This window comes from Photobacterium jeanii, assembly GCF_001650345.1.
GTDB classification, from domain to species: domain Bacteria; phylum Pseudomonadota; class Gammaproteobacteria; order Enterobacterales; family Vibrionaceae; genus Photobacterium; species Photobacterium jeanii.
This window is the reverse complement of sequence record NZ_LVHF01000012.1, coordinates 32,453-46,738: the sequence shown is the minus strand read 5'-3', so window position 1 is coordinate 46,738 and position 14,286 is coordinate 32,453. Positions and strand designations below refer to the sequence as shown.

Below are 14,286 nucleotides of genomic sequence, written 5' to 3'. Positions count from 1 at the left end.
GCACTATGACAAGCAGTACCCATTCAGACAAAGAACTCATGATCCAGCTTACCGATGTCAATAAATGGTACGGTGAATTTCACGTATTAAAAAACATCAACTTAAACGTGGCCAAAGGTGAGCGAATCGTAATTTGTGGTCCGTCCGGATCAGGAAAGTCGACCATGATCCGCTGTATCAACCGATTGGAAGAACATCAAAAGGGACAGATCTTGGTGGCAGGAAACGAGCTGACCGATGATCTTAAAAATATTGAGCTGGTGCGCAAAGAGGTCGGGATGTGTTTTCAGCACTTCAATCTCTTCCCTCATTTAACCGTACTTGAAAACTGCACCCTAGCACCAATTTGGGTAAAGAAAATGCCGCAAAAAGAGGCGGATGAAATTGCCATGCGCTATTTAGAGCGGGTTAAGATCCCGGAACAAGCCGACAAGTACCCAGGTCAACTATCCGGCGGGCAACAGCAACGCGTTGCCATCGCCCGCTCACTGTGTATGAATCCACAAATCATGTTATTTGATGAACCAACGTCAGCGCTCGATCCTGAAATGGTACGTGAAGTACTTGATGTAATGGTGGAATTAGCAAATGAAGGGATGACCATGTTGTGTGTTACGCACGAAATGGGGTTTGCTCGACAAGTCGCGGATAGAGTGATCTTTATGGATCAGGGTGAAATTATCGAAGAGAACAATCCACAAGATTTCTTTGATAATCCGCAATCGGATCGCACCCAGCTTTTCCTCAAGCAAATCCTGCATTAAAACCAAACAGGCTCGCTACTTTGTCTTCCTGCAAGACAATACCTGTTAAGGCATACACTATTCACATCGGGTTCACCTTGTTTAGCTATGCTAGATGAACTCGATGCGAGCAAAACTAAACCAAGCTAGAATTAATTTTGTGACATGCTTCAAGCAATTCAGCCGATGTAACATTAATTTACAACTTCAATGCTCGCGATAATGAAATGTTAAGTATCATCAGGATATCGTAAAATATGACCAGAGTTAAAAGCAGAAATCTTCAGGTGAATGCTTGAATTTCGGAACTTTTACCTCCATATATGTCATAACAGTTAACACTATAACTAACCCTGAGGGGAGACTTCATGAACGATCGTATTGTCAACCATGGTGGTTCGTACGAAAGCGTACTTTCAACAAACAAGGTACTTCGTAATACCTATTTCTTACTTTCTATGACACTGGTTTGGTCAGCTGTTGTTGCTGGTTTCTCTATGGCAATGGGCCTACCACACCCAGGTCTGCTCATTACGCTGGTTGGTTTCTACGGTTTAATGTTCCTAACAGAAAAGAACCGTGATAACTCAATGGGTCTAGTATTCACCTTCGCACTAACAGGTTTCATGGGTTACACCCTTGGCCCTATCCTAAACGCGTACGTAAGTGCAGGTCTGGGGGATGCGATTGTGACAGCACTTGGCGGTACTGCGCTAACATTCCTAGCGTGTTCTGCTTATGCACTAACAACTAAGCGCGATCTGTCTTTCCTAAACGGCATGATTATAGCTGGTTTCTTCGCGATTATCGCAGCAGTACTTGCAAACGTCTTCCTGCAACTACCTGCGCTTTCACTAGCAATCAGCGCGATGTTTGTATTGCTCTCTTCTGCAGCAATCCTGTTAACTACGCAGTCAATCGTTCGTGGCGGTGAGACAAACTACATCTCAGCAACAGTGACGCTATACGTATCTATCTACAACCTATTCCTAAGCCTACTTCAACTACTAGGCGTAATGGGCGGCGACGATTAATCTCGCTGGTTGTAGCACTGAGCAAGAAAGCGAAAACCACTTTCTTGGCTGTAGAAAATCAAAAGCACCCTTCGGGGTGCTTTTTTGATCCAATCCAATTTGCTACTTGCAGGCTTAGGCGGGAATCACTATCCTTGCTGCGTTCCATATATTGAGGCGCACCATGCTTGAATTCCAAGGTAAAACAATTGAAACCGATGCTCAAGGCTATTTAAAAAACCTTGAAGACTGGTCTACAGAGCTAGTTCCTGTACTGGCTGAAGAAGAAAAAATTGAGCTCTCTGACGCTCATTGGGAAGTTGTAAACTTCGTGCGTGAATTCTACCTAGAGTTCAATACTTCCCCTGCTATTCGCATGCTGGTAAAAGCGATGGCGAAAAAATACGGTGAAGAAAAAGGTAACTCTCGCTACCTGTACAAGCTTTTCCCACAAGGCCCAGCAAAGCAAGCGACTAAGCTTGCCGGTCTGCCAAAACCAGTTAAATGCATCTAACCGCCAGTATCCAAATCGGTATACTGAAAGCGAACATGCAGCAAAAAGCAGAACATTGAGTTCTGCTTTTTTGTACCTACAACTACTAACCAAGCCTTAGCAATCCCCTTCAAGCTCTCCATACAGCTAATCGTTAGCTGTACACCTTAGAGAATCTCAAAGCCATCGACATGACGCCAATCAACTTCATCGGATTCTAAATGCGTAACGTTCGACGTTTTCGGTCCTTGCTCTAGCCATGCCAGCAATTTGTTGATTGCCTCTTCATGACCACAGGCTAATACTTCGACACTGCCGTCTGGTAAATTCTTAGCGTACCCCGTTAAACCGTGTTTTAGCCCTTCATGTGCGGTGTGAAATCTGAACCCCACTCCTTGGACTCTGCCTTGTATCTTAGCTTTTACACAAATCTGTGACATCGCTCACCTCAAGATAATCCATTCATACCCGATATAAAGACCAACAGTTTTATTATCAAGACTGCGCATTTCTTACTGTTAATATAGGACTTATTATGAAAGAAGTAGCATTTCGATGGATTGATAAATATCTGATTCACCTGAAATTACAAGAAAAGTTTTTGCTTCTCTTTCTCATCCCGTTTATCTCTCTTCTAAGCGTCAGTGCTATTTTAGTTGATGCTGCCGATAAACATCGTATTGAAAATACAACAAGCCATGTCTCTGCAATGGCAAACTTGCTGTCTAATCAACAAATTGATGCCAATCAAGCAAGCTCTCTTTTGATTGGTAGCGGTTTAAAAGTCGGCTCAAGTGAAATTAGTGCTAGCGTCAGCGGCATGAATTACACTATTTCGGCAATGGAGCCTACCAGTGTCTTTTCTCACCTGTCTGGTATTCAGATTGCTGCTTCATTCGTTTTGCTCATCATTATGTTTGCCTCGGTGTACTACATTCGTACTTTCATTGGCGGCGCAATGTTTACTATGTACCGAGCGTTACAAAACCTTGCTGATGGTGACTTAACGGGTCGCCTCAACTTCTTTCAAGTGCGTGATGAGTTCAGCACTATTGCAATCACTATCGACCGTGTTGCCGAGCGCGAACAAAAGCTAGTCCAAGCGACACAAGAAGCAACCGCGTTAATGCAGCAGATCAGCAGCCAACTTCGTCAATCCTCGCAGCAAAGCGAGAACCTTTCGGCAGGTCAGCAGCAACACCTTGATTCACTTGCCAGTGCCACTGAAGAAATGGCGTCATCAATCCGTGAGGTAGCTAATCACGCTCACGATACGTCCGATCAGACCCGCGAAGCACAAGCTGTAAGCGAAAAAGGTCGCGAGCAAGTCAATGCGACCAAATCAGCGATTTCTATTTTATCGGGTGAAATCGGTGAAGCATCACAAGCGGTTTCAGAGCTTGATCATAACGCAACCAAAATTAATGAAGTGGTCACCACCATTAACAGCATTTCAGAGCAAACTAACCTCTTAGCCCTGAATGCTGCCATTGAAGCGGCACGCGCAGGTGAACAAGGTCGTGGCTTTGCGGTAGTTGCTGATGAAGTGCGTACCCTTGCTGGTCGTACCCAAACGGCTACCGTTGAAATCCAACAAATGATTGAAGCGCTACAAAACAATAGCCAGCAGCTGCTAAGCGTAATGAATAATACCGTTGCAAATGCGCAAAACAGCGAAATGCTGATGGAAAATGTGGATAACGAAATCGGTCAAATCACCGAGCGTAACCAGCAAATTTCCGACCGTAGCACTGAAATTGCTGCCGCTGCAGAACAACAAGGTGCGGTGGCCGATAACATCGCAAATAGTGTTGAGCAAATTCGTACACAGTCACACCAAATTGCTGACATGATTAACGCTTCCTCATCTGAAATTGAGCGTCTAAATAAACAAGCTGATGTTCTTGAGTCACTGATGCACGGCTTAAAAGCCTAAATAACATCTAGTTCATTAGCTTTTCGCTATAACCCAACAAGCCGCCAATGCGGCTTGTTTTCTTTTGGCCACAACATTCACTTAAGCTACCGAAAACACAGCCTAGATTTGTTCAGCTTGGGATAAGTTGCTATTATTCGCCCCCAAATTGAACACCCAACTAGGCTCGTCATGACAGCATCTATCTATTTGGTGAAGGGACGTGAAAAATCTCTGCGCCGTCGTCACCCTTGGATTTTCTCTCGCGGCATTCAGCGCGTTGAAGGTAAGCCAGCACTTGGTGAAACCGTTGACGTTTACGATCACAAAGGTGAATGGCTAGCGCGTGGTGCATACTCACCACAATCTCAAATTCGCGTTCGCGTATGGACTTTCGATAAAAAAGAAAACGTTGATGTTAACTTTTTCATCAACCGTATCCAGAAAGCTCAAGGTTTGCGTGACATCCTTGCTGAGCGCGACGGTCTAACCGGTTACCGCCTAATTGCTGCGGAATCTGATGGCCTACCAGGTATCACAATTGACCGCTACCAAGACTACTTTGTATGTCAGCTACTTTCGGCGGGTGCTGAAGCCCAAAAAGAAGCATTAATTGAAGCACTAACGACTTGCTACCCTAACTGCAACATCTACGAGCGCTCTGACGTCGCTGTACGTAAGAAAGAAGGCTTGAAGATGAGCACTGGCGTTCTTGCAGGTCAAGAGCCACCACAATTTGTGGTTATCGAAGAAAACGGTGTGAAAATCAACGTTGATATCATGGGTGGTCACAAAACAGGTTTCTACCTAGACCAACGTGATAGCCGTCAAGCAGCGGTAAAATACGTAAACGGTAAACGCGTACTGAACTGTTTCTGTTACACAGGTGGCTTTGGTTTATACGCACTGAAAGGCAATGCAAGCAAAGTGGTTAACGTCGATGTGTCCCAACACGCGTTAGATACTGCTCGTCTGAATGCAGAAATCAACGGCTTACCGCTTGAAAACGCAGAGTTCCTGAATGCGGATGTTTTCAAACTTTTACGTGAATACCGTGAGCGCGGTGAACTGTTCGATGTCGTGATCATGGATCCACCTAAATTTGCTGAGTCGAAAAACCAGCTTGTAGGTGCTTGTCGTGGCTACAAAGACATCAACATGTTAGCAATGCAGATCCTAAAACCTGGCGGCACGCTACTAACATACTCATGCTCTGGTCTAATGGATAACAACCTATTCCAGAAGATCATCGCTGATGCTGCGCTTGATGCACATCGTGAAGTGCAATTTATTGAGCGTTTCAGCCAAGCGGCTGACCACCCACTAGACAGCGCATACCCTGAAGGTTTCTACCTGAAAGGCTTTGCTTGTTACGTGAAGTAAGCGGAATAACATTCCACTGATTTAAAAAATCCGAGTGCTACACACTCGGATTTTTTTATTTGCATGGAAGTTAGCAACCTCTGTGGGTTTTAACTTCGCCACCTCGTATATCGCTGATACCAAGGTGGCCTTCATACGTTACGTTTCAACAAGGCTTTAAAGGTTAAAACGTACCATTCACTTGGAAATAGACTTTATCTTTACCAAGCTTACTATCAAAACCATGTGCGTAACCGACTGACAGCGGTAACGTTAAGCCATAACCCAATTTGGCTTCAACCGTTACCTGAAGACCTGCACCAGTTAACTGTTTAGGATCATTACCACTATCCCACATCGCACCTGAGTCCACAAAGACAGAACCAGAGATATCACCCAAACCAATTGGATATAAGTTCCAGTTTTTCTCAACTCGGCCAAGCCAAGACTCAAGCTCTAAACGCTGAGTCAAATAGCGATGACCGCGCTGAGCGTTATCATCGTATCCACGAATAGCTTGGGTATCACGTCCGAACATAACCGCTTCTTTCGAAGTTTTCACGCCACCTAAGCGGAAAGCCTTCGCTTCTTTATCCGCATAACCCGCACCAAGGCGTGCAGTTAAGGTAAAGCGAGAAGGAAGATCCCATGTTCCTAACCATTGCGCTTGGTATTTCTGACCTTTGTAATCAGTTTTAAATGCTTCGTTGGTTTCGACCACAAAGTCAACATAATGACCCCATCCCGTCCCTGGCACATTGAGATAACCTTCACGGTTGTCAAACGCTAAACCAAGGCCAACTAACGCTTCATTATTTGCATCAAACGCAGATAGACCACTATTGGTTGGCTCAGATTCAACACGCTCTCGATTCCAAACCGCACCAGCATTAAGACTTAATTGGTCTTCAAACGCATTGAAAATATTAGAGCGTTGAATCGTGACATTATCTTCGCTTGTAATGCGATACTTATCTTTATGATTTTTCGATTTCTCAAATTCATAACTACGCTCAAGACCCACTAACCAACGAGTATCATATTGATATTGCAGGTTATAATTCGCAAGATTGTTTGTTACATCCCAACTTGCAGTTGCTGAATATGAATGACGATTTAATGCATCGGTACCAGACGTTGAAACACCAACTAACGATTGTTTATCATCAATACCAACCACTGGGAGCCAGCTACGAGGATAAATTGTTGATAATGCGCTATACGGTTTAGGCTCAGTTTTCTGAACATCTTTCGTCACTGCAGGTGGGTAGTTATAGCGACCATGCTGACTTGCAATATTGAATGTCTTAATTGCTTTAGGCTGAGCGATCTGACGAAGTGTGTAACCTGCAGAATCATAAGCTTGATACACTAATCCAGACTCTGGCAACCATTGTGGCGCAAAGGCTCCTCCGATTTCACTAGTCCACTGTGTAAGCTCACCACTCACCAAGTCCATCGCATAAATATTGTACACACCGTCATAGTCAGCGCTAAACATGACGCGGTTATCACTTAACATTACAGGGCTACTTTCAGTTGCCTTGGTATCTGTTAATGGTTCCCACTTTTGAGTTGTAAAATCAAAACGAGTTAAATTCCAACCCTGCATTGGGTCTTTCATCGTCGCAACCAAAGTTTCCCCATTAGGTGAAATAGTGTAGTCACCCAATACATATTCTTCAGCGCCTTGCCATAATTGTGTTTCCTTTCCTCCCGCTTTAGCATCAATCAGCCATAACTCACTCAGTCCATCCACTTTGCGACTTACCACCAACTGCTCACCATTTGGCATCCAACGCACTTTTTGGAAACGAGACCCTGATGTTATACGTTGCCAAGCATCATCACGATAAACAAAAATATCGTTCGTCAAACGCCCATCAACATAGCTAATAGCCCGAGAAACGGCGATCCCGGCTTGAGGATGGCTATCCATCGCGCTCACGCCTTTAGTATGAACAAGACCTTGCCATTGCGGTTTGCCGTTTTCTAGCGTAAGTAAACTCAATTCAGGACGATCTTCGCCATTCGATTTGTTCACCAAGTAACCGCTATTTCCGGTTGTCATAACTTGTTTGAAGATATTTGATTCAATATCTTGCCCCACAACTTGCTCAGCTTTTAACGTCGCCAGTTGATCAGCATATTTTTTATCAAGGTATGTATCAAAGTCATGCCATAGTGTAAGGAAATCTTTGCCAAATGCTTTTTCAGCTGAGCCGCTAATAAAGAAGTAAGGAATAATCTTGCGGCTGTGCACTTGCAGGTATTCTTGAATCGCTTTATCGCCATAAGTTTCAGCTAAATACTGATAAAAGTAAGCGCCATACAAATAAGCAGAGTTAAATGGTTGCTCACGAGTCGTCGCTAAAACCTGTTTCAGCGATTTCTTACCTTCAGCAACTTCCATTCGCATTTGCATATCAAAATGACTACTTTGCAAACGCCCATAGCCTAGCTCTTTGTTGGTCTCTAAATATACCGCTAACCCTTCAAGCAACATGGATGGCGTTAGAGCATGTGGAAAAAGAAAAGCATGTCGGCCAAACACCTGACGTAAACCTTTCACGGCACCGTTTCCTAACTCCATGTGCATAATGTGCACATATTCATGACGAAGCAAATTGTGCATCCACTCATCATTTGATCCTAAACTACTAACCTCATCCGGTGGTGACATGTAAAGTCGGATCTGTGGAAATGGTGCTGGTGTCGCCCACCCATTTGATGTATCGACATCATCAACTAACACGAGTTGTGTTTTTAATTTCGGAGCGGTTTTGAAATAAGGGAGCAATTCAGTATGAACACGTTCAGCAATATTTAAAATACGCTCGGCATCATCTTCATGGCCATGACGGAAGCTTAAAGCAAAATGTTGCGATTCTTGTGTCAACCAAGTTTGGTCGGCTTTATCCCAAGCAACTGGCTGTGCAGCTACTTGAGACATTAAGGCAAGCGGCGAAGCTAGCGCACCCAATACGGCTAAAGCTGTGACTGTTTTTTTCATGATTGTGTTCTTATTATTTAACTCATCGATAGATGAAAGATTTGAAACATTGTTTTATTAGGTGCTATATAACCATGCCATCGACAAAAATGTCTAGCAATCGAGCAAAACATTATAAAAATTGAGAAAACTTAATTGCAAAATAATCCATGAAGACGGATATATTCACTAAATAGAGATCCTGCCCCTCATCTCCTTCCCGTATAAAAATCAACCGAATTAACAATTTAAAAGATACAATCTCTTGTTACATTCATTTTCTGTTAAAGTGGATAAGGTATATTAAGCAGGATAATAACTTTCGATACTCTGTATTGACTCAAGGATAAGATATGAAACTTCGTACGGCATGTATTGCCTTAGCAGCAGCTTCTCTCAGCTTGCCTGCACTTGCAGATGTCACCGTAAACCTTCCAACAACAGCAAGCCTAGTGCTAGTGAACGGTAAAAGCATCGATGGAACAGATACCCTCTCTTTAAAAGATGGTACTAACCAAATCGCATTCCGTTATGAAGGCGGTTACCGTGAAAACGGTGATTACACCGTATATAGCTCTGATGTGATCATCATGAAGTTTGACGGTAACAAGGCTAATTACACATTGAAGCTTCCAAAAATCAATTCTGAAATTGAAGGCAATCGCTTCAACAAAAAACCAAAAATCGCATTGGTAGATGCGAGTGGCAACGATGTTAAGTTCGAGCAAGGAAAACTGATCAAACACGGTATTCAGTTCGGTCGTAACTACGAAGCAGAAATGGCAGCATACAACCAAACAGAGCAACCTGCTGCATTAATCGGTGCTGTCGCGGTAACCACGCTACCAGCGACTGTAACTCCAGCTGTAACCTCAACCCAGCCTGTTGCGAAAACCTCGCCAACACCGCAAGGCGAAAATGTGGCAGAAAACATGTTGAACTACTGGTACTCACAAGCTGACGAAGCAACAAAAGCACGCTTTAAAGCACGTATCAACCAAGAGTAATATCAACATACTCTTCCAGCGCGGTTATTTTGCCGCGCTTATTTATCAACAATTCCCTTGGGCATTTCTCCCCGCTCCAACTTACTTGAAGTTCTTCCTTTTTCTAACTTAACGCTTATTGATGCAACCCCTACTCATCATTACAAATAAGCTGCACGGGCATCATAAAACCACCAAAACACTTTAATTACAACAAGTTATACCATCAAGGAATAATACTATAATAATCAGTGATTGCTGCAAAATACCTTTTCTATTGTTACATGATGCCGACACTGCTTTGCGACAGCGTGTGTATATTTCAATAATAAATAGTGAATATTTAACGCTCCCTTTTATAGTTGATTCACGGCAATTATTAAGTTTCGTTGCTGTGTATTTAGAGATTCCATAACTCGTAACTTAAGGACGTTATAATGACACATTCGAAATCAAGGAAAGTTGCAAAGCAAAGCTTTATGCTCAGCACTCTTGCTGTTTCATGTGCACTCGCTTTTAACGCACATGCTGCAATGGATTGTAGCAATATTGATGTTTGGGAAAGTAACAAAGCCTATTCAGGCGGTTCTCAAGTGCAAGAAGCAAATAAGGTGTATAAAGCAAACTGGTGGACGCAAGGTAATAACCCAGCGACACATTCAGGCGCTCACCAAGAGTGGAGCTTTGTAGACGATTGTAGTTCAAACGGCGCAAATGAATTACCAACGGTAAGTCTTACCTCTCCGCTTGCAACAGATGCCATTAAAGTTGGTGACGTTGTAGTAGTATCGGCGAATGCCGCAGACAAAGACGGTACCATTGCCAAGGTAGAGTTTTATGTTGGCGCAAAACTTATCGCCACCGTAACCAAAGCCCCTTATGTTACGAATTGGACAGCCATTGCTGGCAATCAAAACATTAAAGCGGTTGCCTTTGATGATAAAGGTGCAACCGCAGAATCAGTTACTAAGATCAATGTAACCGACAGTTCAAACGCCGCTCCAACAACGTCTGTTTCATTATCTGCAACTAACGTTAAGCTAGGCGATGTAGTGACTTTCACTGCGACCGCAGCTGACAAAGACGGTACAGTCGAAAAAGTGGATTTCTTTGTTGACGGTAAACTCGTTGGCACCGCAGCAACCGCCCCGTACACACTGGCTTATAAAACAGCGAAGGCAGGCAGCCTAAAAGTATTTAGCCGCGCGACAGATGATAAGGGGGCAACAGGCAATTCAGCGAATGTCACGCTTACAGTGAAAGACGGCGCCGTTGCTAAAACTTGTCGTCCAGATGGTTTATACCAAACTGAAGGGGTGAACGTACCTTACTGTACCGTTTACGACCAAGATGGCCGTGAAAATATGGGGGCCGACCACCCTCGTCGTGTTATTGGTTACTTCACCAGCTGGCGTTCTGGTGACGATCCTCAAAGCCAATACCTAGTCAAAGACATTCCTTGGGAACAACTGACCCACATTAACTACGCCTTCATGGGCATTGGTGCTGACGGTAAGATCAACCTAGGTAATGTGAACGATCCTAACAACGTTGCAACTGGTAAAGAGTGGGCTGGAGTTGAAATCGATCCAACTTTAGGCTTCAAGGGTCACTTCGGTGCACTTGCGACCTACAAACAAAAACACGATGTGAAGACCCTAATTTCAATCGGTGGTTGGGCAGAAACAGGTGGTCACTTCGGCCCAGACGGTAAACGTGTTGCTGATGGTGGTTTCTACTCCATGACAACTAATGCCGATGGTTCAATCAACCATGCTGGTATCGAGAAATTTGCTGCATCCGCTGTTGAAGCTATGCGTAAGTACAAGTTCGATGGTCTTGATATCGACTACGAATACCCTACTTCGATGGCAGGCGCGGGTAACCCAGATGATAAGAACTTCATGGAACCACGTCGTCCTTACCTATGGGCATCTTATCAAGAGCTGATGAAAGTGCTTCGTCAAAAACTCGACCACGCATCGGCGCAAGATGGCATTCACTACATGCTAACCATCGCAGCACCTTCTTCGGGTTACCTGCTACGTGGTATGGAAACTTTCGATGTAACTAAGTACCTCGATTACGTGAATATCATGTCTTACGACTTACACGGTGCATGGAATGACCACGTAGGTCATAACGCAGCACTTTACGATACAGGTAAAGACTCAGAGCTAGCAATGTGGAACGTATACAATACCGCAGCATACGGTGGTATTGGTTACCTAAACACTGACTGGGCTTACCACTACTTCCGTGGCTCTATGCCTGCGGGCCGTATCAACATTGGTGTTCCATACTACACCCGTGGTTGGCAAGGCGTTAATGGTGGAGAAAACGGCCTTTGGGGTCGCGCACCACTACCAAACCAATCACAATGTCCAGCAGGGACAGGTGAAGGCGAGAAGAATAACTGTGGTTACGGCGCAATTGGTATCGACAACATGTGGCATGATCTTGATGCCGCAGGTAAAGAAATGGGTGCTGGCTCTAACCCAATGTGGCATGCGAAAAACTTGGCACAAGGTATCTACGGTAGCTACACCGCTGCATATGGTCTAGACCCTGCAAATGATCCTGATGACAAATTAATTGGTAATTACGTTCGTCACTACGACAATATCGCAGTCGCTCCTTGGCTATGGAACGCAGAGAAGAAAGTCTTCCTATCAACTGAAGATAAAGACTCAATCAATGTGAAAGCTGACTACGTTGTCGACAAAGGCATCGGTGGCATCATGTTCTGGGAACTAGCAGGTGACTATAACTGTTATAACCTAGATGCAAACGGCAACCGTACCACCATCGACTTGAGTGAAGCGGCTTGTAAGACTGGCAATGGTGAATACCACATGGGTAATACCATGACCAAGGCGATGTACGACAAGTTCAAGTCAGCAGCACCATATGGTAATAAGGTTGCAACTGGCGCGATTCCAACAGAGGCACTAGACATAAAAGTTTCTGTCGGCGGCTTCAAAGTGGGCGATCAAAACTACCCAATCAACCCTAAAGTTACCTTTACCAATAACACGGGTCATGAGCTACCAGGTGGCACGGAATTCCAATTCGATATTCCAACGTCAGCACCGGATAATGCGAAAGATCAGTCAGGTGGCGGTTTGAAAGTGATCGCTTCTGGTCACAGCCAAGCCAATAACATTGGCGGTCTAACCGGTGAAATGCACCGTGTTGCCTTTACCCTACCATCATGGAAAGCACTTCCAAATGGCGGTACTTACGAACTAGACATGGTTTATTACCTACCTATTTCTGGTCCTGCTAACTACAGTGTGACGGTGAACGGCAAGCAGTACGCATTTAAGTTTGAACAACCAACACTACCGATTGGTGATATCAGCAATGGTGGAAACAACGGTGGCGATAACGGTGAATGCGTAACAACAGGCATTAATACCTACCCTAACTGGCCTCAATCGGATTGGTCTGGTAATCCAAGCCACGCGAACCAAGGCGATAAGATGATCCACAATCAAGTCGTCTACAAAGCGAATTGGTGGACTAGCGCTGAACCTGGTAGCGACGGCAGCTGGGCGAAGATTTGTAATATCAAATAACGCTAATCAATAAACTAAGAGCAGGGATCACCACCCTGCTCTTTCTTTTTGAATCAACGTCACATCAGCTTCCCCCAGCCGAATCCAAAGCGGTCAAAAAACAAGCAAACAGTTCATCCGTTACATTCTCTCACTTTTATTTAAAAAGAATTTCTCTTTGCTTTTTATTACAAGTATTTAGGATCTTTATTTTACCAAACCTTGACCTTTTATACCGGGTAGCATTCGTGACAAATAAAACATTAATTATACAGTGTTTGCATTATAAGCCTATGTTCTCTCTATACTAGAATTTACAGAGTTAAAATAATCCTAGTCTTTTTCACTCTTTTATCATGATTTCGTTATTCTGCTTTATCGCTAAACATATTCATTTTTTATGATAAAGTCGGCGTCCAGTTTTTAATTCATCAGTAATTTGAGTGTTTAAGGGAAATGAAAAGGTTCACTAGTCTAGTTTTATTGGCTTTGTGGTTTGTATCTTTCAACATTAATGCAGCAAACTTTACGCAGCAAACAAATAAGAATCAAACAGCAGAAATTATAATTAAGCATGCCTACAAAGCAGCTAACCTTGATAAAGTAATGGATTATCAATTATTTAAAAATGGTTATATTGAGTACGATAAAACAAAAAACAAAAAGAAATCAATTCTAACCATCATTGATTACAGCAAGCCTTCTACAGAAAAGCGCTTCTTTGTAATTGACATTAAAAACAGCAAGTTACTTTACCACACCTACGTAACCCATGGTGTTAACAGCGGTGGTAAAATGGCAAATCGCTTCTCTAATGTCGTGAACTCAAAGCAAACCTCTTTAGGTACTTTCTTAACAGATACTACTTATTACGGTGGTAATGGCTATTCATTGAAGTTAGATGGTCTAACTAAAGGAATTAACGATAACGCCCGTCGTCGCTATATTGTTGTTCATGGTGCTGATTACGCAACAGAAAGCTTCATCAGACGAAACGGTTATTTAGGCCGTAGTTGGGGTTGTCCAGCTTTACCGAAAAAAGAGTCTCGCGCTATTATCAACACCATTAAAGGTGGCAGCGTTATTTACGCTCATGCTTAACAACAGCAATTTTTATAATTAATTGTTTTTATTGATTTAGTAATAGTATTGCTCACGCTATTACTCTCAGAACAACAATAAATAATTAAGAATAATAACACTCATTCTCTGATTAAGTGAT

At 43.4% G+C, this 14,286-nt stretch carries 10 protein-coding genes; 8 read left to right on the top strand and 2 right to left on the bottom strand.

What is annotated here, in order from left to right:
• The first annotated feature begins 5 nt into the window (after window positions 1–5).
• The 3 genes from A3K86_RS01690 (at window position 6) to tusE (ending at window position 2,270) form a co-directional block, all read left to right on the top strand.
• Complete coding sequence (locus A3K86_RS01690; protein WP_068326742.1) at window positions 6–764, top strand: amino acid ABC transporter ATP-binding protein; 759 nt, start codon at window positions 6–8, stop codon at window positions 762–764.
• 347 nt (window positions 765–1,111) lie between these two features.
• On the top strand, window positions 1,112–1,777 hold the full coding sequence (locus A3K86_RS01685; RefSeq protein ID WP_068326737.1) for a Bax inhibitor-1/YccA family protein: 666 nt from the start codon (window positions 1,112–1,114) through the stop codon (window positions 1,775–1,777).
• Window positions 1,778–1,940: 163 nt separating this feature from the next.
• The gene (gene tusE / locus A3K86_RS01680; protein ID WP_068326734.1) at window positions 1,941–2,270 is read left to right on the top strand and encodes a sulfurtransferase TusE; all 330 of its coding nucleotides are present in this window, start codon (window positions 1,941–1,943) and stop codon (window positions 2,268–2,270) included.
• Between the two features lie 146 nt (window positions 2,271–2,416).
• On the opposite strand, the gene yccX is transcribed toward tusE, so the two are convergent.
• Window positions 2,417–2,689, bottom strand: a complete 273-nt coding sequence (gene yccX / locus A3K86_RS01675) for an acylphosphatase (RefSeq protein ID WP_068326731.1) — start codon at window positions 2,687–2,689, stop codon at window positions 2,417–2,419.
• Window positions 2,690–2,784: 95 nt separating this feature from the next.
• Between yccX and A3K86_RS01670 the strand changes: the two genes are divergently transcribed.
• Complete coding sequence (locus tag A3K86_RS01670; RefSeq protein ID WP_068326728.1) at window positions 2,785–4,185, top strand: methyl-accepting chemotaxis protein; 1,401 nt, start codon at window positions 2,785–2,787, stop codon at window positions 4,183–4,185.
• 171 nt (window positions 4,186–4,356) lie between these two features.
• Complete coding sequence (locus tag A3K86_RS01665) at window positions 4,357–5,547, top strand: class I SAM-dependent methyltransferase (protein ID WP_068326725.1); 1,191 nt, start codon at window positions 4,357–4,359, stop codon at window positions 5,545–5,547.
• Window positions 5,548–5,710: 163 nt separating this feature from the next.
• Here the strand turns inward: A3K86_RS01665 and A3K86_RS01660 are convergent, their stop codons facing one another.
• Window positions 5,711–8,539 (bottom strand): hypothetical protein, encoded by a 2,829-nt coding sequence (locus tag A3K86_RS01660; RefSeq protein WP_068326722.1) that lies wholly within the window; start codon window positions 8,537–8,539, stop codon window positions 5,711–5,713.
• Window positions 8,540–8,871: 332 nt separating this feature from the next.
• On the opposite strand from A3K86_RS01660, the gene A3K86_RS01655 reads away from it, so the two are divergent.
• From A3K86_RS01655 to A3K86_RS01645, 3 genes are all read left to right on the top strand, one after another.
• Entirely contained in the window at window positions 8,872–9,525 is a 654-nt protein-coding gene (locus tag A3K86_RS01655; protein WP_068326719.1) for a YccT family protein, read from the top strand.
• 416 nt (window positions 9,526–9,941) lie between these two features.
• Window positions 9,942–13,085: a chitinase C-terminal domain-containing protein gene (locus A3K86_RS01650; protein ID WP_068326715.1), complete on the top strand. Its 3,144-nt coding sequence runs from the start codon at window positions 9,942–9,944 to the stop codon at window positions 13,083–13,085.
• A gap of 435 nt (window positions 13,086–13,520) precedes the next feature.
• A complete protein-coding gene (locus tag A3K86_RS01645) occupies window positions 13,521–14,165 on the top strand; it encodes a murein L,D-transpeptidase catalytic domain family protein (protein WP_068326712.1) in 645 nt (214 codons plus the stop codon).
• Window positions 14,166–14,286 lie beyond the last annotated feature (121 nt).

Bases quoted from the DNA above. Each gene is read 5' to 3' on its own strand.
- A3K86_RS01655 (WP_068326719.1), top strand. From the start codon at position 8,872: ATGAAACTTCGTACGGCATGTATTGCCTTAGCAGCAGCTTCTCTCAGC.
- A3K86_RS01665 (WP_068326725.1), top strand. From the start codon at position 4,357: ATGACAGCATCTATCTATTTGGTGAAGGGACGTGAAAAATCTCTGCGC.
- A3K86_RS01690 (WP_068326742.1), top strand. From the start codon at position 6: ATGACAAGCAGTACCCATTCAGACAAAGAACTCATGATCCAGCTTACC.
- A3K86_RS01650 (WP_068326715.1), top strand. From the start codon at position 9,942: ATGACACATTCGAAATCAAGGAAAGTTGCAAAGCAAAGCTTTATGCTC.
- yccX (WP_068326731.1), bottom strand. From the start codon at position 2,689: ATGTCACAGATTTGTGTAAAAGCTAAGATACAAGGCAGAGTCCAAGGA.
- A3K86_RS01660 (WP_068326722.1), bottom strand. From the start codon at position 8,539: ATGAAAAAAACAGTCACAGCTTTAGCCGTATTGGGTGCGCTAGCTTCG.
- A3K86_RS01670 (WP_068326728.1), top strand. From the start codon at position 2,785: ATGAAAGAAGTAGCATTTCGATGGATTGATAAATATCTGATTCACCTG.
- A3K86_RS01645 (WP_068326712.1), top strand. From the start codon at position 13,521: ATGAAAAGGTTCACTAGTCTAGTTTTATTGGCTTTGTGGTTTGTATCT.
- A3K86_RS01685 (WP_068326737.1), top strand. From the start codon at position 1,112: ATGAACGATCGTATTGTCAACCATGGTGGTTCGTACGAAAGCGTACTT.
- tusE (WP_068326734.1), top strand. From the start codon at position 1,941: ATGCTTGAATTCCAAGGTAAAACAATTGAAACCGATGCTCAAGGCTAT.